This is a genomic window from Massilia sp. S19_KUP03_FR1, assembly GCF_036688685.1.
In the GTDB taxonomy this organism is placed as follows: domain Bacteria; phylum Pseudomonadota; class Gammaproteobacteria; order Burkholderiales; family Burkholderiaceae_D; genus JALYUM01.
The window spans coordinates 1-23,460 of record NZ_JAQQPS010000038.1 but is presented as its reverse complement, the minus strand read 5'-3'; the positions used below and the strand labels follow the sequence as shown (position 1 = coordinate 23,460).

Sequence of the window (23,460 nt, the reverse complement as noted above, 5' to 3'; positions counted from 1 at the left end):
GCAGTGTACGCAAAACGTGCCTGGCCTTGAAGAGTGGCCAACTGCGGATGGGTACATGATCCCACGAGTCGCTACAGGTAAGCCCATCGCGCTTTTGTATGCTGTTAGTACGCTCCCGACTCTTGATGAGATCGACAATCGCTGCTCGTAATAGGAATTTCCCAGTCATTGCATCTGCTCCTGATAAGTTTACGACACATGCAAAAACGCAGAACGTCTACTCCTGGCCGAATCCGGCTGGTCGGCTCAGCATAACATCATGCCAAGATGAAAAAGCCAGCGGCCGCAGCGACAGGCAGGAAACGACCCGAAGCGGACGTTAGTTTCCTGTAAGTTTCACTTGACTGTTGAGTTGTTTGATGGCGGAATTCCAAATATTTACCCACGTATTTAACCCATGGCCGCTTGGAACATAAATTTCATTTACCGTTGCCCTGCGTGACTTCAGGCTTTTAGCGATAATCGATGTGTTCTTGTAGAAGTTGCGTTCCATGTAGCCTGAGCCGATAAAGACAACACGCCCCGAGAGGGCGCCCTCATCCTGGGTTTTTCGCTCGCCTGCTGACATAATAATGGCGCCATCGAAGTCTTCACCGTTCGCCCCAAGGGCGTTATATGCCCAAGACCCACCGTTCGAGAGTCCGGCCGCATATCTACGTTGCGGCCTTTCCCCGTGCTCGACATGTTGTCTGACGCCACTTGTAATAAGTTGCATGAAGGCCTTATATCGCGATTCGTTACGCCCAAGCAAGAGTTCCTCGATGCGTGTGTCGTTAGAATTTTTCTCCGCGTTATATACACCGACAACTACAAACCTAGCCATGTCAATCTTATTCTCAAGTGCGTTGGTGACGAAAATTTTGACGTACTGTCCATCAGGCATGTAGATGACTGAACATTGTGCAATAGTCTTAAGACATTGGGCACCTTTGAAAACCGAGAGTTTGCGTGATCCGAGCACTTCGCCAGCGTCGTAAGCACTCGTGATCATCTCAGCCCCCGAACGAGCGATGACGGATACATCGAGATTAGTCTCGGCAAAAATAAACGAAGGAGACCCATTGAGCTTAAGACGCGCATCTGGGCGGTTCTTGACACTCATGAATTGCAGATCAAGCATTGCGTCTTTCATGCGGTTCCATCGGAAGCTTGCTGAGTAGACATCGTCCGAGATTTTGTCGAGATAGGCCTGGACCTCGCAGCAAAGATAGGGGCCGTCCGAATAAGAAGCCTCTGCAGGTGTCATTCGGACAGTGACGACAAGGGTGTCCCCTGGATCGCGTAAGCAAAGTTGGTCGTCTTTAATTTTTCCAGTTCACGCGCTATATGTTTAGTCGGCAATGGTTCTTTGCACAACACGTCATACCCACCCGAAATATCCTCTGCCGTACAGGCACGCAAGTCGCTCGGAATGAACTGCTCCTCCGCTGTAGCCACATTGCCTACGCTAAGACCGGCAAAAATACCAAAGGTGAGCACAAGTTGTCGTGCTATGACGATGAAATTCCGGAGAGAAGTCATTGGATAGAGTATGTAATAGATGTCGCAGCAGTATAGACATTCGTGCCTAACTTTTTCTCACTAATTATTACGTCAGATTGGCGAGTACCATCGCCAAGTGCTATGTCCGCTATTGGCAGAACCCGGCCGTTCGGGCAAGCATATCAGGTTGCCAGGTCGAAAATCCAGCGTCTGGCGCCACAGGCCGGAAGCGCCCCAAAGCGGACATAAGCACGATCCGTCGTGACCTCTGCCCGTTATCTTCTTACCGTGTTGCGCGCATTTTGTGGCGGTACCAAAGCCGTTTTGTAACGGACCCGAACCCTAAATGCCAAACACAGGGCGGCCATAGTCCTATAGCGGCGAAGCGATACAGGGTTTCCAAGTGCTGCCTCGCCAATACCGCCATTTCATAGCAATCGCCTGGACTACAACTGTAATAGGACAAAAAGTCGATGGCAATGTTGATGCTAAAGGGAATGCTTGCAAGGAATATCCACCACAGTATCTTCAACAATATAAGTAGCGGTGTCATTTCTTTCATCCGAAATAGAGTCGCGTGGCAGGAGATATTTGCAAACCCAGCGCAACGTCTGCTTTTGGGCCGAGTCCGGCCGGTCGGCCAAGCTTAGCAGGTTGCCAGGCCCGGAAGCCAGCACTGGCCGCGACAGGCCGGTACCGAGCCAAAGCGGACAAAACTAAGAGGCTTTAGGTGTGTCTCCAGTTGGCGCCGTATTTGCTGCATCAACCGGCAGCGACCAGTGCAGCGTCTGGAATGGGCGTTTTGCGCTACACTTCCCACCGTTCCCATGGGCCAACAGCGCCGGCCCATACTTCGCGGCGCGTGGGCGACGGGGCGCGCACACGGTCGTGAAGACCATGCCCGGTGCGCGGACAATCCGAACGTTGGCGCCGTCGAAGCACCGTGCTGGAGGCATCCGCATGCCGAACCGGCGCGAACCGGCATACCTTTCGCCCCAACAACCTGCATCAATCCGCGAATGGAGATCTGGAAAACATGAATTTGAGCATGCTCGGCCTTGCCACCACTTTCTCGCTCACCCTGCTCGCGTTCGCAGCCACCCCGGCAGCGGCGAACGCGCAGGCCAGTCCATCGGCAACCGGCGGCCTGCCTTTCGAGGTGAAGCCGGTCGGCACCTTCAAGAGCCCATGGGCCATGGCATTCCTGCCCAACGGCAACGTGCTGGTGACGCAAAAGGAGGGGGAGATGATCCTGTTCGATCCCGCGACCGGTACCAGGCGGACAGTGTCCGGCACACCCGCCGTCATCAGCAAGGGCCAGGGCGCGCTCATGGACATCGTGCCCGCTCCCGATTTCGCGGCTAGCAAGCTGCTCTACTTCAGCTACTCCGAGGCCGGTCCCGGTGCCGGCAGCCGGATCGTGCTCGCCACCGCGACACTGGATCAGGCAGGCGCCACGCTCAAGGATACAAGGGCCATTTTCCGCGGCCAGGATGCGTCGACTGGCGGGCACTATTCGGGCCGTATCGGCTTTTCGCCGGATGACAAGTATCTATTCTTCACCAGTGGCGACCGCCAGCTTTTCGATCCGGCGCAGGATCCCAGGTCGACGCTCGGCAAGGTGCTGCGCCTGAACCTCGACGGCACGCCGGCCGCCGGCAACCCGCTCGCGGCCAAGGGCTTCCATGCCGCTGTCTGGTCGTATGGCCATCGCAACCTGCTGGGCATCGCCTTCGACAAGCAGGGGCGCCTGTGGGAAATGGAGATGGGGCCGCGCCATGGCGACGAGATCAACCTGATCAAGCCAGGCCTCAACTATGGCTGGCCGCGGGCATCGAATGGCAGCCACTATGACGGCAGGGACATCCCCGACCACGCGCCTGGCGACGGCTTCGAGGCGCCGAAAGTGTCCTGGAATCCGGCCATTTCACCAGGCGGCCTGGCCTACTACGATGCGGAGCTGTTCCCGAAGTGGAAAAATTCCCTCTTCATCACCGGCCTCTCGGGCCAGTCGCTGGACCGCATCGCCCTCGACGGCGAGAACGCGACGAAGGAGGACCATTGGGACATGGGCGAACGCATCCGCGCCGTGCGCACCGGGCCGGATGGCGCGCTATGGCTGCTGGAAGACGGTCCGCGCGGCCGGCTGCTGATGCTGACACCGAAGAGGTAGGCCAGCGGGAACTGCGTGGCGCGGGAATGCCACTATCAGCGGCTCGGAGAGCCAAGGTTCAGCAGGCGCGGCGTTGCCGCATTCTGCCGGGGGATGCGGCCAAAAATCGTGGACCATGACAGCGCCGCAATCGACGCGATCATGGCACCAGCCGGTGCCGTTACGCTCGCTGCGTCAATGCAACCTCTATTCCGTGCAAAGAATGATGCCCAGCGGCGGCTGTTCGCCCGGCGCTTGTTCACGTTTGGCCAGCCCGCGCAGGGAGAGCGCCATCTGGCCCTTGTCGGCCGCCTTGCATTCGCCGAGCTTGCGTTCGATGGCGACCAGACGCCGCAAGCGGCGGTTGCAGAACATAAGGTCAATGTAAGTGTTGTTGTCGATTTGCAGCCCCAGGAAGTCGAGCACGTAAGGATACTTGAGCACGAGGTTCGGGCCGCGCAGGCGCGCGCGGCGTATCAATGCAGGCGCGGCTGTTCGGCGCGCGCCAGCCGGCCCGGCGTCGAGGCTGGCGTCACGTTCGTATAGCGACCATCAAAGCTGGCCGTGACGGCACCGTCACCAATGCGGGTAACACGCAGCAGCGCCTGGAAGTTGGCGTCGCGCCCCTGGTCGCCGATGAATTGCAGTGGGCCGCTCAACTTCAGCGTCTTGCCCGGCTCAATATTGCCGACGCGTGCGAACGACAGCGCAGCACGGCCGCTCTCAATCACTGCGTCGCCTTCCAGCGACAGACTGGCGAACGCCTGCCCTGCCGGGCCCGTCCCGGCAACATTCAGGATGCCGCCCGCCAGCACCAGCGCGCTGCCCGGCGCAATGGGCTGCGCACCAACCAGGGTCAGGGTGCCGCCACTGACCACGGTCTTGTTCTTGAAGCTGAGCTGGCCCGACAGGCGCGCATTACCGGTTTTAACGTCCAGCGTGTCGAACCGGGCGATGGTGCCGGCGTACGCAAACTGCCGGCCCGCGCCCGCGTCGACGACCATGGTGTTGCCCCCGCCCGGGCCGCCATCGATGGCGCCTTTGATGACCGCGCTGCCGCCTTGGACGATCAAGGTATTGTTGGCCTGGCCGAACTGGATGGCTTTATTGCTGGCAGCGCCATCGATGGTCCCCGCATTGGTGATGCTGGTGCGGTTGGACGTGCTGCGGAGCGCCGCCTCGCTGGTGCCGCCACCTTCGATGGTGGCGCCGGCCTGGTTGTCGATGGTGATGGTGAAGGCGTTCGGATTGCCGGCCGCCACAATGGCGGACTCGCTCGCGCTACGGATCATGCCGCGGCGCTGGTTGACGACCCGGGTATTGGCGTAGATGCCCTCGCGTTCCCCGGGCTTGCCCCTCTTGAGGTTGTTGCCGACCAGCGAGATGGCGCGCCCCACGGCATTGGTGTTGCCTGCGGCCACCAGCCCTTCAATGGTGCCGGCATTGACGATCGTGCCGCCCCCGGCGGAGATACCTTCGCTGAACGCCGGTCCGTCTTCGTTCTTGCTGAAGGCGTTGACCGAGCGGATGACGCCGGTATTGGTGATGTCGACCAGCCCGTCGACATCGACGCCGTCGCCGTCCCCGGTCAAGCCCGTGCCGAGGATGGAGCCATGGTTGCGCACCGTGATCACCTGGCCGGCGCCGATACCGTCGAAGTTCAGGCCTGCCCCGTCTTTGCCACGAATGATTGCGCCGGCCTCGTTGTTGACCGTCATCGTGAACGGCTGATCGTCTTTTCTTCCGCCGGTGATGGCGTGGCGCGCGCCGTCGATCAAACCGCCGCTGGCATTGGTGACCCGGATGCCGGTATGGGACTGGGCGTCGATGGCGGCGATGTTTTTGGCGCTGCTTTTGACAAGCGAGACGATTTTGCCGGCGTTGACGACGATGCCCTGTTTGCCGGGCCGGACCGCGTCGGCATCGGTGGCGCGTAGTTCGCCGCGCTCGTGGTTGTTGACGGTATTGGTGCCGGCTACGTCGCTCAAGTCAAGCGCCTGGCTGCCTTTGCCGGAGACATTGTGCGACACCACCGTACCGAAATTGTGGATAGCGATCCCTGACACGTCCGGTTTTGCCTGGATGGCCTCGCTGTCGGTCGCCTCGATCAGCGCTGTTGCATTGCTGCGGCTGCCATTGGTAATGACCAGGCCTGCGCCACTCCTCGCGAGAATGGCGTGGCCGGTGCCGGTTTGGGCAACGCTGCCGAAATTGCTGAACGTGGCGCGGCGGCCCGACATGGTGACTGCTGCGGTCGGGCCCGCCACCGTGAGCGACGCGCCTGCTGCCACCGCGCCAGCGCCTGCTTCTTGCGCAGTGCTGCTGTTGGTAGTGATACTGAATGGCGCAGCCGACACCGACGCTGACAGCGCGGCGAGCAAAAGCAAACAATATGGCGACAGCGGCATGATGGCGACCTCTTGATGAGAACCGATCAGTCCATCCTACCCTTGCTGCCGCAAGCTGGCTTCACCTTTCGATCAAGCCATCGCACCGAACTTTTTCGACGCGCGATGTTCGCGGCGCTGCGTGCGACCGCCCCTGACGGCCAGCAAGACCAGGCCCGCGCCCATCAGCGCCACGGTGCCCGGCTCCGGCACCTGCGCCACGTTGGTGTAGGTGCCGTCGAAGTTGAAACTGTAGGCGCCGTAACTGGTGCGCAGCGCGCCGATCAGGTCAAGGAAGGATGCACTGCCGGAAATGTCGCCGATGAAGCGCAAAGCCGTGCCGGTGCCGCCGAATACATCGGTGAGGGTCAAGGTCTTGCCGCTGACGATGTTGCCCAGGGCGCTGAAGGTCAACGGCGTGTCGCTGTAATAAATCGTGGCGCTGTCTTCGAGCGACAGGCTGGCAAAGGTCTGGCCGCTGCCGATCTCGACGACATTGAGCAGGCCGCCATTGAGTACCAGCGCGCTGGCCGCCGCGATGCGGTCCGCGCCCACCAGGCGCAGGCTGCCGCCGTTGAGGACGGTGGCGCCGGTGTAGCTGCTCTGGCCCGAGAAGGTGACGGCACCGCTGTTGATGCTGACGCGGTTGAAATTGGCGATGCCGCCGTCATACGCAAAGGTGTTGCCCGCGCCCACGTTGAGCGCCATGGTGTTGGTGCCGCCTGCCCCGCCATTGACGCTGCCGGTAACGACCGCATTGCCGCCGCTGATGATGACCTGGTTGTTGCCGCTGCCCAGTTCGATGGCCTTGCCGCTGCTCGCGCCGTTGATGGTGCCGGCATTGTTGACGACGGTGCGGTCGGCCAGCACGCGAATCGCCGCATTGGTCGCGCCGCCGCCCAGGATGGTGGCGCCGGCATTGTTGTTGATGGTGATGGTGTAGCCACTGGCCACGCCCGAACCCACGATGGCGGAATCGCTGTCGCCACGGATCAGGCCGCCGGCCTGGTTGATGACAGTGGCGTTGCCGTAAATGCCTTCGCGCGTGCCGTTCGACAAATCGTTGCCGGCCAGCGTGATGCCGCGCCCGACCGCGTTGGTGTTGCCGGCCGCGACCAGCCCTTCGATCCTGCCCGCGTTGACGATGCTGCCGCCGCCCGCCGAGATACCTTCGCTGTACGCCAGGCCGCTGGCCGGCGCACTGACTGCGTTGCTCGAGCGGATGAGGCCGCTGTTGGTGATGTTGACCATGCCATCGACGTCGATGCCGTCGCCATCACCCGTCACGCCATTGCCGACGATGCTGCCGCGGTTGACGATCGTCGCCACTTGCTTCGCGTTGAAGCCGTCCAGGTTGATGCCGGCGCCATTGCTGCCGCGGACTACACCGCCGGCATCGTTGGTCACGCTCATGGCGTAGTCGGTAGCGCCCGTGGCGGGGCCGCCGGTGATGCCGTGGCGGCCGCCTTCGATCACGCCGGTACTCGCATTGGTGATGCGGATGCCGCTGTTGCCCTGGCCATCGATGCCGTCGCTGCTGCTACCGCTCGGTGTGGTGGAGCGAATCGTGCCGGCGTTGTTGACGACGCCGCCCGCGCCCGGACGGACGGCGTCGGCCTCGCTGGCGGTGATCACACCGCCGGCGTAGTTGTTGAGCACATTCGCGCCGGTCATGCTGGAGAAGTCGACTGCCTGCGCGCCGCCGGCCGACGCATTTAACGAGACCAGCGCGCCGTAGTTGTTCAGCGTGACCGAGGCGGCCGGCACGTTCATCTGGATGACGTCGGCGTCATTCGTGCGGATCGTCGCCCCGCCATTCGTGACGCTGCCGTTGTTGACGACCAGGTTGGCGACGCCGGTGTTGTCGCGGATGGCGCGCCCGGTGCCGGTCTGGGCAATCGTGCCGAGGTTGTTCAGGGTCGCATTGTTGCCGGTGACCGCCACGCCCACCGTGGAACCGCCGACCGTCAGCGCGCCGCCTGCGGCGACCGTGCCGGTCTGGCCGCTGCCGCTGCCCAGCGTTTGCCCGGTCGTGGTGGTGCCGGTGATGGTGAAGGGCGTGGCCGAAGCGGACGCCATCGTCATCAGGAATGCACTGGCCAGCACGACACGCAAGGTGGCGCTGGAGCGAAGTGGAGGCAGTTGTGGCGTTGGCATAAAAGATAGTTCCAAAATAAAGTTTTGTTATCAAAATTAAACAAAATTTATGACGGCAGCATGACAGCGGACGCAACATGTCCGACAAACAACAGCGCTGGAAAACATCCGATTGTCGGCAGGCGTGCCCTGCTACACTGCCGCCGCAGCGCGCCTGCAACCAATCAATATGAGGGAACTTGCATGTCAAAATTTGTCGAGCGAACGGCAGCACTTGCCATCGTGATCATTGCCATTGCGCTCACGGTGTTGACCTGGCAGGCGCTGCACCGCCAGCAGGTGCCGGACACGGGCACGACCTGGCAATCGGTCGCCCTGATCAACGGCCAATTGTTTTTCGGCCGCCTGGAACCGGCCGACGGCGACTTCGTGGCGTTGCGCGAGGTGTTCTATGTCCAGACCCGCCAGAACCCGGCGACGCAAGCGGTGGCGAATATCCTCGTCAAGCGCGGCGCCGAGCCGCACCAGCCCGACCGGATGCTGATCAACCGCAGCCAGGTGCTGCTGGTCGAGCCGGTGAAAACCGGTTCGCCGATTGCGAAACTGATCGCGGAGCAGCAAGCCGGCAGGTAAGCTCAGCCGGCCAATTGCCTGAGCATCGATTCCCAATGGTCGACATCGTCGTCCAGCGATTTGACGGGAATGCGCTCGTCGCGGCCGTGGGCGCGCAGGTCGAGCGGCACGATGCCCCAGCCGCCATCAACGCCATAGATCGGGATGCCGATCACGCGGAACGGGCGCGCATCGCTGGCGCCCGTACTCATTTCCGGGAACACCGGTGCGCCCGGGTGGCGCGCATGCACGGCTGCCGTGAACGCGTTCACCACATCCGGGCGCAAGGGTGAATCGAGCGACGCCACCGACGCATCGGCGCGCGTAACCACCACAACCGGGTCGGCGGCGATTTTCTCCAGTTCGGCCCGGATGGCATCCGGCGAGACGCCCGGCAGGATGCGGCAATTGACGGTTGCAAGCGCCGTTTGCGGCAACGCGTTGTTGGCGTGACCACCCGCCAGGCGCGTGGCCACGCAACGGGTGCGGGTGATGCCGATTTCGCCTTCGCTTGCCTCGATGATGTCGGCTGCCTGCTGGTCGGCGGGATTCTTGACCCACGCGCGCATGGCGTCGCCGAGCGGCCCCTTTTCCACCTTTTCGCGGCCCTGGAAATACGCGCGGGTGGTGGCGTTCATCAGCGGCGTGAAGCGGTAGGTCTCGAGCCGATGCAAGGCGTTCGACAAGGCGTAAATGGCATTGTCGGCGCGCGGTTTCGACGAGTGGCCGCCGCGGTTGGTGGCAGTGAACGTGTAGTCGGCGTAGGTCTTTTCCGCGCTCTGCAGCGAAAACCCGAGTGTGCGGCCATCGGGCGCGAAGCCACCACCGCCGCCGTCGGCATTCAGGCCGTATTCGACGTCCAGCAAATCGTGCCAGGTGGTGGCGCCCATTTCCGCGCCCTTGCCCCTGGTTTCCTCGTCGCCCGTATAGAACACGATGATGTCGCGCCGGGGCTGGAAACCCGCTGCCTTCAGTTTCAGGATGGCGGTGGTGGTGGCGGCGATGCCGGATTTGATATCGTTCGTGCCCCTGCCATAATAATAGTGGTTCTTCTCGACGAAGACGAAGGGATCGGATTCTTTCCAGTCTTCGCGCCGGGCCTCGACCACATCCATGTGCGCCATTACCATGATCGGCTTGCTCGTGGTCGGGCCGGGCGCGCGCCAGCGCACGATCAGCGCGGCGGTTTTATCGTAGGGGATGACCTTGATGTCCGCTTCGGGAATGCCGGCCTTGCGGTACTGCGCGGCCAGCAGCGCGGCCAGCTCAGGCACACGGTCGCGCCCCTCGACCGTCGGAATGTTCACCGTCTGTTCCAGCAAGGCGCGCGCCTGCGCATGCCAGGGATCGTTGGCGGGCGTGGCGTTCACCGCAGCAGTAGCGAGCAATGCTGCGATGGGCAGCAATTTGAAGAGGGACATGGGGGTCTTTTCCGAATTGATCGTACGGAAAGTGTACGGCAGGGTAAGCTAAAGCAACATTGTTTAATTGAAAATTTCATCGTATCGTCCGCGGTCACCTTCTGCGTCGTGCCCGGCATCGCCAAGCCCGCCGGTTTGCGCCATAATCATTGCAACCCGCCAACTGAGTCCACGATGCCGCCGTTCCCCCTGCCCGATTTTCCTGCTAAGCGTTCGCTGTGAAGCCGGCATTGAAACCGACTTCGCGCACATCGCGCCTGTGCGAGGTCATGGACCTGATGCTCGACTCGGTGGGCGACCCGCTGGCGCTGGAAAGCCTGGCGGCGTCGGCCAGCTATTCGTCGTTCCACTTCGACCGCATCTTCCGCGAACTGACCGGCTTCTCGGCCGTCGAATACCAGAGAAAACGCCGCCTGCGCCGCGCCGCCCACCTGCTGCGCCACGAACCGGACGTGCCGGTCGGGCGCATCGCCCAGGACTGCGGCTTCCCGTCGAACGCCGCCTTTGCCAAAGCCTTCAAACAGCAGTTCGCGATGTCGGCCAAATCGTGGCGCGATGGCGGCTGGCGCAGCTACATGGACCAGCAGGTCGGCAGAGAAAGCGACGTCAGTTTTTTCGTCGCCGAACCAGGCAACCTGGACGTGATCCTGGCGCCGTACAGCGCCCCCGCGCCGGGGACGGTGGCCGCACAGATCAGCGTGCGGGTCTTGCCGGCCCTGTCGCTGCGCTACCAGCGCTTCTTCGGCCAGTCGGGTGCGGCCCTGTCGATTGCCTGCAACAGCTTCATCCAGGACCGCGAAACCACCGACGGCGCGCCCGCCGCCACGCCCTACTACGGCGTGTTCGACGAAGACCCCGGTTTTACGGGCGAACGCGAATACTGTTATGACTTCGGCGTGGCCGGCATCGATGTGGCCGACCCGAACCTGGGCCTGCGCACCCTCCCCGCCGGCGACTACGCGACCCTGCCCTTCCACGGCGAATGGCCGCGCTTCCGCTCGATGTACGAAGACTGGCTGGAACACCAGGCGCTCTGGCGCCTGGACAGCACGCGGCCGCATATCCAGATGGTGCAACGCGACCCCACCGGCCAGTGGCAAGGCTGGCTGGCGTTGCCGGTCAAGAAGCGCTAGCCTTTGTTACATCGAAGCGCATGAAGCGCGACAGCACCAGCACCGGCGCCGCCGCCACCAGCACCCACACGAAAAAATGCTGGTAGCCGAGCGCCTGCTGGATATCGCCGCTGACCATTTTAAAAAGCACGAAGCCCAGCTGCATGAAGCCGGTGCCCAGCGCATAGTGGGCGGTCTGGTATTTGCCCGTTGCGACCACCTGCATGATGAACAGGATCACGCCGACAAAGCCGAAGCCGTAGCCGAACATCTCCCCACCCAGCGCCACGGCGACGATAGCCAGCGCATCGGGCTGCATCGTGCTCAGGTACCAGAACACCAGATTCGGCAGATTCATCGCCAGGATCAGCCACGGCATCGCGCGGCGCAGGCCCAGCCTGGCCGTGAAGTAGCCGCCGCCGATACTGCCTGCCAAAAACGCCAGCGTGCCGGCCGTGCCGTACACCGCGCCCACTTCGGCGGTGGACAATCCCAGGCCGCCGAGCGCGCGCGCGTCGCGCAGGAACAGCGGGCCGATGGTCTGGATCTGCCCTTCCCCGGCGCGAAACAGGATGATGAACAACATCGCCATCCAGATGCCCGGCTTGGCGAAGAAGGTGCGGATCACGTCGAACAGGGTGGCGGCGATGGCCCGGCTCGATGCCGGCCGCGCCGACTGCGTATCGGGCAGCGCCCACAGGTGATACAGCGCCAGTCCCGCCAGCGCCGCACCGAGGATCACGAAGATGGCCGACCAGGCGTTGGTGACGCCGATGCGCGGCTCAAGGTAACCCGCCAAAATCACCAGAGCGCCCAGCGACAGAAATTTGGCCGCGTTGAAAAACGCGCCCTGCCAGCCCGCATACGCTGCCTGCTGGCGCGCCGACAGGCTGGCGATATACAAGCCATCGGCCGCGATGTCGTGCGTGCTCGACGCCAGCGCCACCACGCCGAACAGCGCGATGCTGGCGGCGAACCACAGCGGCACATGCAAGGACAACGCCACGCCGCCCAGCGCCACGCCGCCGAGAAACTGAAATGCGACGATCACGCGCTTCTTGCTGCGCGCCAGTTCCAGAAAGGGACTCCATAAAGCCTTGAAGACCCAGGCCAGGCCGAGCATCCCGGTCCAGCGCGCGATCTGCTCGTTCGGCACGCCCATGCTCTTGAACATCAGGCCTGCCACCAGCGCCACCGCATAGAACGGCAAGCCCTGGGCCAGGTATAAGGTCGGCACCCAGGCCAGGGGATGGCGTGCAGCTTTATTCATTGGTAGTGCCTTGCTGGTCGAAGTGGATGGTGCGGCTCTTGCGTCCGCGCGTGTCGAAGGTGGCGATACGCAGGTCGCCCGCCGCGACCGGGCCGGTGTAGCGCGGGCTGACGGAGGTCGGCTCACTGCCATCGAGAGTGTAATGCAGCGCCAGACCGGGCAAGGCGACGTTCGCGTGGAGCGCGCCGTCGACCAGCGCGACCCCTGGTGGCGGCAGGCGGTAGCCGTAGGCCAGCGCCGCATCGAGCTGCGGCAGCACGCGCTGGCCGAGGCGGTTGGCAAACCCATTCCAGTCGCGCGCCACCGCCTCCCCGGCGTCGTGCCATTGCGGATCGGGTGACCAGGCCCGTTCGGCCAGCGCAATCAGGCGCGGCGCGGCCAGGTATTCGATGCGTTCGGGTGTGCGCGCGTTTTCGCCAAACAGCTGGCCCTGCAGGCCGGCGATGCGCGCGGCACCAACGGCGTCCAGGCGCGTCATGGCGGCCAGGGCAGCGTCGCTGACCGCGGCTCCCATCGGCGTGCGGCCGGCGGTGACGGTGGTGTTCAGCGGACAAAACGTGAACGCGTCGCGGGTGCCGACAAACCCGGCCCAATAATATCCCGGTTCGTGGGCATCCTTGGCCTGTGCCAGGTCGAAGTACAGGTTGGCGGCATTGGCCAGCACCACCGGATAGCCGGCATTGGCGAGCCGGTAGGCGATGTCTTCCTGGCCGTTGCCCCAGGCATTGTTCCAGGCGTAGACCTGCAAGGCGCCATCGGCAAAACGGCGGCTCGGCTGCCCGTGCTCCAGCGCGTTCTCTTCCCAGCCGGCGCAGGCCACGCCATGGCGCGCGAGGATGGCCTGGCAGCGCGCCAGGAAATCGGCGCGCAACTGGTCGACATCAAACCAGCCGCGCTGCGCCATCACGGCCTGGCAGGCGGGCGAACCGACCCAGGCGCCGTTTGGCACCTCGTCGCCGCCGATGTGGATGGTGCGCAGCGCCACGCCGGCAGAACGGAACAACTCGACCAGGGCTGCGACGACCGTCTCGACGAAGCGCTCGCTTGAGGGCAGCGCGATGCAGATGACGTTGTCGTGCCACAGCTGGACCGATTCGTAGACGGAGGTGTCAAAGGCGTCGTCGAGCAGGTAAGCAGCGGCGCCGATGGCGTCGCCTTGCGCGCACAGCCGGTCGTGGCGCGCGCGCATTGCGACGATGGCCGCGCGCGCGTGACCCGGCAGGTTGAATTCGGGGATGACCTCGATGTGCAGCGACTGCGCGTGGCGCAGGATCGCGCGAAAATCGTCGGCGCTGTAGTAGCCGGTGCCGGGCGAGGTAGCGATATCGGCACCGGACCCGAACGACGGCGGCAGGCACACGTCGCCATCGCCTGCCACGCCGCGGCGCGCGCCCACTGCCGTCAGCTCGGGCAGCGCCGGCACCGGAAAGCGCCAGCCTTCATCGTCGGTCAGGTGAAAGTGGAAGCGATTGAGTTTATACAGCGCCATGCAGTCGAGCAGGCGCAGCACGGTTTGCTTGCTGGCGAAATGGCGGGCGACGTCAAGCATCAGGCCACGGTAGGCAAAGCGCGGCGCGTCGGCCACGCGGCCGAGCGGCACGCTGGTGCCAATGATCAGCTGGCGCAGGCTCTGGATGCCGTTGAAGACGCCATGCGCGCTGGCGCTGACAATACGAATGGTCGATGCAAGGATCTCAATCTCATAGGCTTCGGCAGCGCCATCGCCGGCGATGCGCAGTTCGATCTGTGCACCTGGCGCGTCTGGCAACTGGTCCAGGATCGATTGCAGCAGCGCCGCTTCACTTACCAGGCCGGCAGCGCAGACGATGGCGCTGTTGCGCGACAGCGTGCACGTCGCCGTGTCGAAAACCGCCATCAGCGGCTGCGGCGTGATGCGCCCGACGTCGCCAGGCGCGAGCAGGGTAAGGGGAGCGTTCTGCGCAAAACGGCCGGCGTCGTCATCGAGTGGCGTCACGTCGTTCGGCCCGCGATGCTGCTGGCGCGGCAGCGCAAACGGCGCGATGACCGGGTCGCCCAGCGGCGTCACGCGGCCGTCGGCGTCGACCAGATAAAAGCCGAGCGGGGCGTCGGTGAAGCTGATGGTCCAGTACTGGCCCAGGTAGGGGATGATCAGTTCCTGGCCCGGCTGCCACGCCGGCGCGCACGGGCTGCTCAAGCGAAACAGGTCACCGTTGACGTGGTCGATGTTAAAACCGTTGGCGGCGGAGCCGGCCACGATCTTGCGGCAGGTATTGAAATAGAGGGCCCAGCCAGGCGCGATTGGGTCGCTGCCGCTATTGCGCAGGGTGAGGCAGGCGCTGAAGGTGTCCTGGTAATCGATATTCGATACGCAGGCCCAGTCCAGCGCGATGGGGAATGCAGGTGCCGGCATGATGATCCTTTTGCGCGGTCAAAAAAAAGGCAAGACCAGCTGTGGCCTTGCCCAAAGCACTACTGGAATACTGTTTACAGTTTCATGCGCAGGCCCACATAAAAGGTGCGGCCGTTCGAGTAGAACGCGCGCGGGCGGTCCTTGTTCTCGGCGTACATCTTGATGGTTTCGTTGGTGAGGTTGAGCGCATCGAACGTGAAGGTCAGCTGCTCGGTCAACTTGATGTTCAGCGAGGCTGCCAACGACGGCATGCTGTCGACGTGCTGGCTGGCGCCGCGATCCACGCCCGCCTTGTAGGCCGAACGGTAGTTATAGGCCAGGCGCGCGCTGAAACGGCTGTCCTCGTAGTAGCCGGTGACGTTGCCGGTGTTTTTCGAGGAGTTCAGCAGCTCGCCGCCGTCGTCCAGCTTGCCGTCGGCGTAGGTGTAGTTGACCAGCATGCCGAAGTTACTGGCAATCGGCTGCTGCCAGCTCAGCTCCAGGCCCTTGTTGTCGCCCGTGGTGTTGTACGGCGACGTGATCTGGTACACGGTCTGGGTGCCGCGCTTGTTGTTGTAGTAGGTGCCGGTGGATGTGCCTTGCGCCACGATCGAGCGCAGGTCCATGTAGAAGAACCCGGCCGACAGCAAGGCCTTCGGTGCGAAATACCATTCGGCAGACAAGTCGAAGTTGGTCGAGCGGACCGGGTTCAGGTTGACATTGCCGCCGCTGCCGCTGAGGGCATCGTCGTTCAGCGACACCGAGCCGCCGAGGGCGCTGTAATCGGGACGGGCGATGGTCTTGGCCAGCGCGGTGCGCACCACCACGTTCGGCGTCACGTCGAATTTGACGTTCGCGCTTGGCAGATAGTCGCGGTAGGTGCGTTCAAACGTGGTCGGCGTGTACGGGCCGAAGGCCGAGCCGACAATCGGATTGGTGCCGCCGGCCAGGTTGACGATTGTCGTCTGTTTGGTCTGGATGGCGCGCAGCCCCACGTTGCCGTGCCAGCCGTCGCCGCCGAAGTCCGCCATTGCATACAGGGCCGAGGTTTTTTCCTTCAACTTGAATTCATCGGTCCAGTTGTGGCGCACGACGTAATCGAGCAGGCGGTTGCCAGGCACCGCACCCCAGGCGCCGAGCGCCGCGCCGTCATACTTAAAATAGTTCGATGACAGGTTGCCGCCCAGGTCGGACGCGAAATCGGACGGGTACAGCTGGCCGTTCCAGGCCGGGCCGGGGTTCGAAAAGCCGAGTGCACCGGGCCGGGTTTCGAGCGGATGCTCGGCGCTGCGATCGTGGTCCGTAAAACGCGCGCCGAATTTGAAGGCTTCGATCGGCCCCATGTCGGCCACGCGCCAGTCGGCGTCGATCTGCGCGTACTTTTCCTGGTCGACCGATTGCGATTCGCCGCCGCCGGCCCATGCCGTGGAACCCGGCGACGTGGTGTTACCGCCCGGGTAGCTGACGGTCGCCGGCGACAAGCCATTGAGGGCGTAGGCCATGCCACCGTTGACGTTGTTCTGGTAGTAGACGTCGTCGCGGTCGTAGCCGACGCCGTGGGTCTTGCCGACCTTGCCGGACAAGGTCAGGTCCCGCGTGGCGCGCCACTTGCCGTTCAGGTCGAGGTACCACGACTCGCCGCCCGCGTCGGGCCGGTAGATATTATCGACTTCACCGTTATTGATCGGGAAGCCGGCGGCCACCAGCGTGTTGTTGCGTACCACCGCGCCAGTCGGAATCTGGTTGGCGCTGTTGATGGAGTTGGCCGGCGCTGCCAGCCAGTTGGTGTTCTGGTGCGGGGCTTTCAGCTCGGAGTAAAAACCGTTCAGGTCGATGCTGACGTCGCGCGACGGTTTGGCTTCCAGGTCGAACGCGCCGCCGCTGCGTTTCTTGGTCTGCTCGAACAGGCTGGCGCCGATAAACGTCGGCACCTGCACGCCGGCCAGGGCCGGGTTGGCGATCGCTGCGGCGCTGGTGGCGAGGATCGGCGTATAGCCGAGGATTTCCTGGCCATCGCGGCGCACGGCCTGCTTCTCGGAGAAGCCCTGGACCAGCACGCCGAAGGTATTTTCCGGGTTTTTCCAGGCGACCAGCGCCGACACTTGCGGCTCGGTTTTTTTGGCCAGGTCGTTGTACGTGCCCTGCACCGACGCTTCGATCGTCAGCGGCTGGCGCAGGTCGAGCGGACGGCGGGTAATCACGTTAATGGCGCCGGACACGCCGCCTTCGACCAGGTCGGCGGTCGGGCTTTTCTGCACGACGACCGAGCCGACCAGTTCTGACGGCAGCAAGGAAAAGCTGCTGGAACGGCCGACATTGCCGCCCAGCTGATTGAGAATGAACCAGTCGCCGGTGCTGATGGCGTGGCCGTTGAACAGGGTTTGCTGCAGGCTCGGGCTGGTGCCGCGCAGGCTGACGCGGTCGTTCTCGCCGAAACCGCCTTCGCCGCCGGCGGACGATTGCGTGTTCACGCCGGGCAGGCGGGAGATCGCATCGGCCACGTTCTTATCGGGCATCTTGCCGATGTCTTCGGCGGTGACGACATCGACGACCGCGTCGGCGCTGCGCTTTTGACGCAGCGACTGCTCCAGCGCGGCGCGCACGCCGGTGACCACCACGGAGGGGACGACGGTGTCATCGGCGGGTGCCGGCGCGGTCGTTTGCGCGGCCGCCTGGCTGGCCGCACCCATCATCAAAACCGTCACTGCCGCCGCGATGGCGGTGCGCGTGTGCTGTTGCCCTGTCTTCTTCTGATTCATGACTTTTCCCCGAAACTGTGTGGTTGACAAAGCCGCCTCTCGGCGTGCGCATGCCTGCTCGATTTTTTTTGGTTATTCCAGTGATGACAGTCGGTGGACGCTTCGGCGTCTCTCCGTGATGCATCGGATTGTGTGGCCGGCGCGACATGCATGTTTGTCAAATCTTGCTAAGCGCGGGGGTGTGTCATTTTTCTGACACGGGGGTGTGGTATATGGATTGGCGCAGCGAGAGGACGCTGCGCGGGTTAAGAAAATGCAGGCGGCAACCGCATCGTCATTGTTGCACGTGGCGTTTCTGTCCTTCGAGCCAACCGACAGGTAGCCGGTCAAGAACCGGGTCGTTGGCCACCACGTTGCGCCAGGATCGTCCGCTATCGTTTGAATACACCAGCAGATAAGGACTCTCTGCTCCGGCTGCTGACAGAAGTGCGGCGAGCCAGATCTCCCGGGAATTGGCCACGTATGCACTGATCAGACTACCGAGGCCTTTAGGCAAGGCCGCTTTACGCCAGGCGCGGCCATCGGTCGATTGCAGCAACGTCTGCTCGATCGACCCTGTCAGCCACCATCCGCCCTCTGTCGAATGACACAACTCGACCAGCAGATCGGGATTGCCAACGTCGTGGCGAAACGAAATTTGGCACTGGCCCACATCAAGTTCTTCAACCCGATAATTCGATACCCGGCCGTCGTCTCCGAACCGCGTCGCCAGCGCGAGCAGGCCGGTCGCCGCACTGGCAAACGCGATATTTGAATGTCTCAAGGACTCCAATGCCGTTCTCCGCTTATCTAGGCCAAGCCGTTCAAGGGAAAAGAAGCAGTTTTTTTCTGCATACCGAAAGCGAAACCCGCTTCCTGCTGCAGTGATTTCAACACCGTGCGCCAACACCAGTGTCGCTTTCCTCTGCCGCACTGTCGATCTTGCAGTCGCATCCACAACGACATTGCCGATGTAAATCCGCCCAGCTTCGTCAAGCGACATGCGTGGCCAGGTCGCGCCACCCGGGAGAATCGAAACGCTGATGGGGATTGACGCGTGAACCAAAATTCGCTGCTCACTTTCACTAACAGACGTCGGACCAACGTTGTATTCAGGCGGCGCGCTGCCAGCAAATACATTCGGCACACTTGCCAAAATAGCGAGGTATATAAAAAATCTCATCTGCAAATATTTTGCAATCCATGAATTGCATTAGTTGCCAGAGATACGTGCTGCCCCAGCGGCAAGATCACACGCGTCGTAACGGAACCGCATAGGATTGCAAAACCATTCTCGCGCTTCACCCGATTCGGCTGCGTATCGTTTGTCCGACCGTCTGTGGCCCTTCGGCAAATTCACGTTGGCAGGGTCTGCAAAACCAAGAATCTCAAAAATTTCTGTGGCCTCGTGCATATTGCTATCCGATCGAAAAGATGTCAGCCAGAAAAACAGGTATATTACAGCAAACCAAAATCCGGTAACCAGCAACAGAACTGTTAGCCGATCCGAAGTTGGCAGCGTTGATTCATCGCCTGCGAAGAATGCCGCCGCGAACAATAATATCGAGACCCACGCCGTAGCTTTGAGTGCCCCGGAACTCCGACTTTTACGCTCTGCGAGATGTCCCCTGGTGTGAAATTCCGCGGACCAAAATAGTCGGAGTAATGGGTCGCGAGCAGCACGCGCATATTTATAGTGCGAGTTCTCTCGCACGACAAAGTCAATATAGTCGCCGTTAGAAAATTCTACTTGATGAAACCAGCCAATGACAGATTGTCCGGATACTTTGCAACCAAAATGCGCAGGAGCATCCTGTTCCGAATCGGCATCATTTACATAAATGTAGTTAGTAGTTTCCCTAACAGTAAAAGCAGTCGAACGGATTTTTCTGATAATTTTTACTTCATCTGAAGAACATAACACATACTTGTAGCTATTGGAAATGAATAAATTTTCGACTGTTCCGGAAATGACGTAGATGCCCATTTGAGAACCTTTAAAATCAATTTTATATTTACAAACTGGCAATCAGGTCGTGCTATTACATCCTGTTTTTTCTTCGCTAGAAGGAGTTAATTTCTGTCGCGCCGAAACAATGATGATCGATCTGACGTCATTATTTTCATTGGTTGAGCCACCGGTGTTTGCAAGCGGCGCTTCATTTTAAGGCACAAGTAGCAGCCTGTACCGATCAATAGCGAAAATACATTGATCCATACTCTGCGGTATCTTTGGTCGTCTTCTGAGTCCGGGAAGACTTGACCAAATCGATATTTTTTGCATTTGGAAGTTCTAAAGTTTCGAATACTTTTTCGGCCACTCGTACAAATGGCATCCACTGCATAGTCATTGAATAGTGGGCACTGTTATTGCTGCGAAAATTCCTCCAAAAAAAGTCCAATCCCAACCCTCCTCAAAAAGACTTTGAAAATACTGAATTGTTTTGTGCAAATCGTAAGTGTCAGAATAATAAATAACAAAGACTGATAGATAGAAAAATATCAGCATCAAAAGCCACCACCTTATCGCATTTTTAACGTGTCTGGTTCGAGCTCTTGAGCAATGTGGATAAAGAGCAATTGTTCTATCGGCAGGCCGGCAGACTCTAAAGACTTCATAGTGATCCCCTTGCCATTCCACGGCAATTTCAACATTATCAAAATCCACGAATGGACTTCTCCATAACCAGCCCTTTATGTTTTTTTCTGCAATATCGAATTCCACGTAGTCCGCCGCCTCCTCCAGTGAGTGAGCATTGGCAGATGTCGCCATTGCCTGGCCGCCCAATCCGGCTATAGAGGCCAATACAGCAACAACCTCCATCGCGGACTTTTCGGTCTTGTAAAAACAAAAACACCTTCTTGTCGAAATTTTTTATAGTTTGAAATTTTACCGGTTACTTTCACTAAATTTTTACTGGAAGGATGTGCAACGAATTCATCAGAATTTGAGCGATAATCAGTCATGATTAATTAATTCTTCAAAAGTAGGATAGACTTTGGGGAAATCTTTAGGTGTTTTATCCTCCACTAAACCCATTTCAAGCAAAACTTTCTGCATCGACTCAACCTGTTCTTTGGTCGATTTATAAGCGCGCTCTGAGTCTTTGGCGGTTCCAAATGGCGAAAGACTACACCACGTCTGAAGTTCATTTTTATTGAAAATCCAGATTAAAACCTGAATGCCGAATGCGATCACAGTAAGCCAAGCTCCTGTTGCCATGAACAAAATTCTTGTTGCGATTATCGCTGGATATCCATTGCAATATCTTCTTCAAGGCTGATTCAAACCCAAGCGTGTCTTCGAGGGTCAAGTCTGGCAAACGGACACAAGCTCGCCCTATGGGAGAATCTCTATACCTACGGTTCAGGCCGTGTCCGTTAAACAGATGACACTCCGGTATCCAGACGCAGATCCTAAAGAATATGGGCAAAGAAAAAAGTTTCTACAAGTTTGGCATTTCACATTTCTCCGGCAACGAAGACATATCGACGTAAACGCGTTTTCCGGTTTTTTTCTTTATCTTTTTTGGATAATGATAAAATACCAGCCAACATTTTGTGCAAATACCAACAAACAGTAGATTTAACGGAGCACCAATTATCGCCATAATAATGTGAGTGAATGGAACTCCAACGAATTTCGATACCGAAAGAGCAAACGGCAAGATCGAAAAAGCCAGCAACATTGGGGGAATAAAATATATTGATGATGGAGATATACGAAAACAAATCGTGTTTTCAACAACCGCTTTATCCACTTGCAAATAGTAATAAATCGCATCTTCTTTCTCAACATAAATGGAATAAAATAGATGTTTTGATTTGAATATCCCCTTGTATAATTCGACAATCCTCCAACTCCACCAAGTGATCGCGATGATCTCAAGAAGTAAGACTGTCGCGGGCCAGATCAAAGGCAAGGCGCCATACAGTGTGATACACAGCATAGGGCAAACGCCCAATACCAGCCCTGTCGCGAAAGGAAATAAAAAGGATCCGTAATATTTTGCCTCCCAGTTCCATCTAAATAAATAGGGAGCAGGAAAAATAAAAATAGCAAGGCTGCTAATTGCAACACCGATTGTCGCCAAATAGTTTTCTTGAAATGGCAACTCCGGCGCGGCACCCAATGCAAGCGCCCACATCATCAGCCCCATGAATAGGGGAATTATGAGGGACATTGAGAATATCCGCTTTGTGCTACCGGCTGCACAATTAGCTTCACATAGCGTTGTCAAATCTGATCTCCTGCTAATCGCCGGCCATTTTATTCATCAAATACTCCCAATTTTTTTCGATTAGTTTGCTGGCCTCGCGAAGCGCAGGAGCGAGCACTGCTGCTACTCCATCTGTATTAGACGGATCGTGCGCGATAGCACGCCCTGCGGATTTATCCACGATATCAACCACGTAACTCAAGCCAAAAGCGATTCCTATTGTGAGCACGCCAACTGCAATCACTGCGACCGATACTCCGGCCATGACCATCCCGAACCATACAAGCATTGCCACTATGACGCTCACACCTACTGCAACAAGTATCGTCTTGATTGTCGCTATGATTAACGCAGCCGCCAAGTCGTATCCATCCTTCTTGCTATCGGCTTTCCCATGGCAACGAGTAAAAACCACGGCCCTTAAACAATCAGGTCTTTTCGAGGCAAGAACACCTGTACGTCTACTTTAATATTTTAGCAAGAAGTTCTTAATTTCACGCTTTTTCTTGTTTCAATAATTCTTACCATTCGCGCTTCAGAAAAATGGTATACACTCATTTGCAAGCAACACGCGGCACAAATTGAGAATGGAATACTCAAAGCGACCATGCTGTATTTTGGAGATCCACTCCTTAGTGCTACACCGAGAATTATTAGAAACAACATCACAACAGAGATCAGATCCTCATATTTTTTAGGAATTCCTGGAACGAATATTACGGCAGTTAGTTTCATTGATTTTGAAACGCTTGACCAATCAACACAATTTTGACCGACATCAAATTCTTTCCGAAATTTCGCATCGCCAATTCCATTCCATTTCATCGAAAATATTTTCAGCGCAAGGCGCACATTAAAAAAACAAACTAAAAAATAAAAAATGGCAACCGCAATTTTTTCTACAATTCCTATTGCATCCATCCAGAGTAGCGGCAAGAAGAAACAACTTAAAAACCATGCCAAATCAAAACCAAATCCACCAATGAATAATATTTGATAAAATAATAGCGATTTTGCTTTTTTAAAAATAGCAACTTTACCCATAAATATTGCAACAGCCAAGGCTCCGCCAAATTTTATAAATTCATCAGCAGCGACTTCACCACCTGCTTTAGCTGTCATCAGCCAACCACCTCCTGAAGCGATAAACAAAATTGAGAAGGAGATCAGCAGAGATGAAAAGTTAACTTTATGCATTATCTCACCCAATCGGCAGCCGACTCTTTTATTTGAAATGCGTTATCAATCATGTCCACGCCATATGCTGCCGCTATAAAGCCAGCAATAACCAGCGCAGCAACTATAATGACTGGTGCGCCCGCAGCAAAAAAAACACCAACCGCAACAGTGATTAAAGACGCGATCGCACCACCGATTGCTGCCGTAGCGGCAGCCTTCATCAATGAGACGCCCGCTCGCGCAAGAAATTCCGAGAGATCTTTGCTTCCACTTTTATCAAAAAAAACTGTATTTGCGTCACCTATCAGATCGATGACGGTACCGATGATTTGTACCTTAACCCACCTCGTTATACACAAGTCCGCACCGTCGTCCGGCCGGCATGAAAACACGTTTACATTCAAGGACTTAACGCGCCC

General features: G+C 58.9%; 19 protein-coding genes. 3 read left to right on the top strand and 16 right to left on the bottom strand.

Features of this window, described 5'->3' with window-relative positions; translation table 11 throughout:
• Positions 1-319: 319 nt before the first annotated feature.
• A complete protein-coding gene (locus V6M87_RS26065; protein ID WP_332879594.1) occupies positions 320-1,132 on the bottom strand; it encodes a hypothetical protein in 813 nt (270 codons plus the stop codon).
• A gap of 1,293 nt (positions 1,133-2,425) precedes the next feature.
• Here V6M87_RS26065 and V6M87_RS26060 point away from each other — a divergent pair.
• Positions 2,426-3,655, top strand: a complete 1,230-nt coding sequence (locus V6M87_RS26060) for a PQQ-dependent sugar dehydrogenase (protein ID WP_332879593.1) — start codon at positions 2,426-2,428, stop codon at positions 3,653-3,655.
• Positions 3,656-3,841: 186 nt separating this feature from the next.
• On the opposite strand, the gene V6M87_RS26055 is transcribed toward V6M87_RS26060, so the two are convergent.
• The 3 genes from V6M87_RS26055 to V6M87_RS26045 form a co-directional block, all read right to left on the bottom strand.
• Positions 3,842-4,060, bottom strand: a complete 219-nt coding sequence (locus V6M87_RS26055) for a PDDEXK nuclease domain-containing protein (RefSeq protein ID WP_442920645.1) — start codon at positions 4,058-4,060, stop codon at positions 3,842-3,844.
• Between the two features lie 50 nt (positions 4,061-4,110).
• Entirely contained in the window at positions 4,111-6,042 is a 1,932-nt protein-coding gene (locus V6M87_RS26050) for a PEP-CTERM sorting domain-containing protein (RefSeq protein ID WP_332879592.1), read from the bottom strand.
• Positions 6,043-6,114: 72 nt separating this feature from the next.
• On the bottom strand, positions 6,115-8,178 hold the full coding sequence (locus V6M87_RS26045) for a beta strand repeat-containing protein (protein ID WP_332879591.1): 2,064 nt from the start codon (positions 8,176-8,178) through the stop codon (positions 6,115-6,117).
• A gap of 183 nt (positions 8,179-8,361) precedes the next feature.
• Here V6M87_RS26045 and V6M87_RS26040 point away from each other — a divergent pair, with 183 nt between their 5' ends.
• On the top strand, positions 8,362-8,751 hold the full coding sequence (locus V6M87_RS26040) for a hypothetical protein (protein WP_332879590.1): 390 nt from the start codon (positions 8,362-8,364) through the stop codon (positions 8,749-8,751).
• A 2-nt stretch (positions 8,752-8,753) separates the two neighbouring features.
• On the opposite strand, the gene V6M87_RS26035 is transcribed toward V6M87_RS26040, so the two are convergent.
• Positions 8,754-10,151: a M20/M25/M40 family metallo-hydrolase gene (locus tag V6M87_RS26035; protein WP_332879589.1), complete on the bottom strand. Its 1,398-nt coding sequence runs from the start codon at positions 10,149-10,151 to the stop codon at positions 8,754-8,756.
• 230 nt (positions 10,152-10,381) lie between these two features.
• On the opposite strand from V6M87_RS26035, the gene V6M87_RS26030 reads away from it, so the two are divergent.
• Positions 10,382-11,284 (top strand): helix-turn-helix domain-containing protein, encoded by a 903-nt coding sequence (locus V6M87_RS26030; protein WP_332879587.1) that lies wholly within the window; start codon positions 10,382-10,384, stop codon positions 11,282-11,284.
• Here the strand turns inward: V6M87_RS26030 and V6M87_RS26025 are convergent.
• The 11 genes from V6M87_RS26025 to V6M87_RS25975 form a co-directional block, all read right to left on the bottom strand.
• Positions 11,271-12,533: an MFS transporter gene (locus tag V6M87_RS26025; protein WP_332879586.1), complete on the bottom strand. Its 1,263-nt coding sequence runs from the start codon at positions 12,531-12,533 to the stop codon at positions 11,271-11,273. The genes V6M87_RS26030 and V6M87_RS26025 overlap by 14 nt on opposite strands.
• Positions 12,526-14,925, bottom strand: coding sequence for a family 20 glycosylhydrolase (locus tag V6M87_RS26020; protein ID WP_332879585.1), 2,400 nt, complete (start codon positions 14,923-14,925; stop codon positions 12,526-12,528). Before V6M87_RS26020 ends, V6M87_RS26025 begins: the two co-directional genes overlap by 8 nt.
• A gap of 74 nt (positions 14,926-14,999) precedes the next feature.
• Positions 15,000-17,663, bottom strand: a complete 2,664-nt coding sequence (locus V6M87_RS26015) for a TonB-dependent receptor (RefSeq protein ID WP_332879584.1) — start codon at positions 17,661-17,663, stop codon at positions 15,000-15,002.
• Between the two features lie 274 nt (positions 17,664-17,937).
• Positions 17,938-18,645 carry a hypothetical protein gene (locus tag V6M87_RS26010; RefSeq protein WP_332879583.1) on the bottom strand — a complete coding sequence of 236 codons (708 nt, stop codon included), beginning with the start codon at positions 18,643-18,645 and terminating at the stop codon, positions 17,938-17,940.
• 210 nt (positions 18,646-18,855) lie between these two features.
• Positions 18,856-19,629: a hypothetical protein gene (locus V6M87_RS26005; protein ID WP_332879582.1), complete on the bottom strand. Its 774-nt coding sequence runs from the start codon at positions 19,627-19,629 to the stop codon at positions 18,856-18,858.
• A gap of 360 nt (positions 19,630-19,989) precedes the next feature.
• Positions 19,990-20,466 carry a putative type VI secretion system effector gene (locus tag V6M87_RS26000; protein ID WP_332879581.1) on the bottom strand — a complete coding sequence of 159 codons (477 nt, stop codon included), beginning with the start codon at positions 20,464-20,466 and terminating at the stop codon, positions 19,990-19,992.
• Between the two features lie 135 nt (positions 20,467-20,601).
• Positions 20,602-20,865: a hypothetical protein gene (locus tag V6M87_RS25995; protein WP_332879580.1), complete on the bottom strand. Its 264-nt coding sequence runs from the start codon at positions 20,863-20,865 to the stop codon at positions 20,602-20,604.
• Positions 20,866-21,088: 223 nt separating this feature from the next.
• The gene (locus tag V6M87_RS25990; protein ID WP_332879579.1) at positions 21,089-21,826 is read right to left on the bottom strand and encodes a hypothetical protein; all 738 of its coding nucleotides are present in this window, start codon (positions 21,824-21,826) and stop codon (positions 21,089-21,091) included.
• A gap of 70 nt (positions 21,827-21,896) precedes the next feature.
• Positions 21,897-22,223: a hypothetical protein gene (locus tag V6M87_RS25985; protein ID WP_332879578.1), complete on the bottom strand. Its 327-nt coding sequence runs from the start codon at positions 22,221-22,223 to the stop codon at positions 21,897-21,899.
• A 113-nt stretch (positions 22,224-22,336) separates the two neighbouring features.
• A complete protein-coding gene (locus V6M87_RS25980) occupies positions 22,337-23,059 on the bottom strand; it encodes a hypothetical protein (RefSeq protein ID WP_332879577.1) in 723 nt (240 codons plus the stop codon).
• The coding region (locus tag V6M87_RS25975) for a hypothetical protein (protein ID WP_332879576.1) at positions 23,059-23,460 on the bottom strand (402 nt) is incomplete at its 5' end. The genes V6M87_RS25975 and V6M87_RS25980, both read right to left, overlap by 1 nt.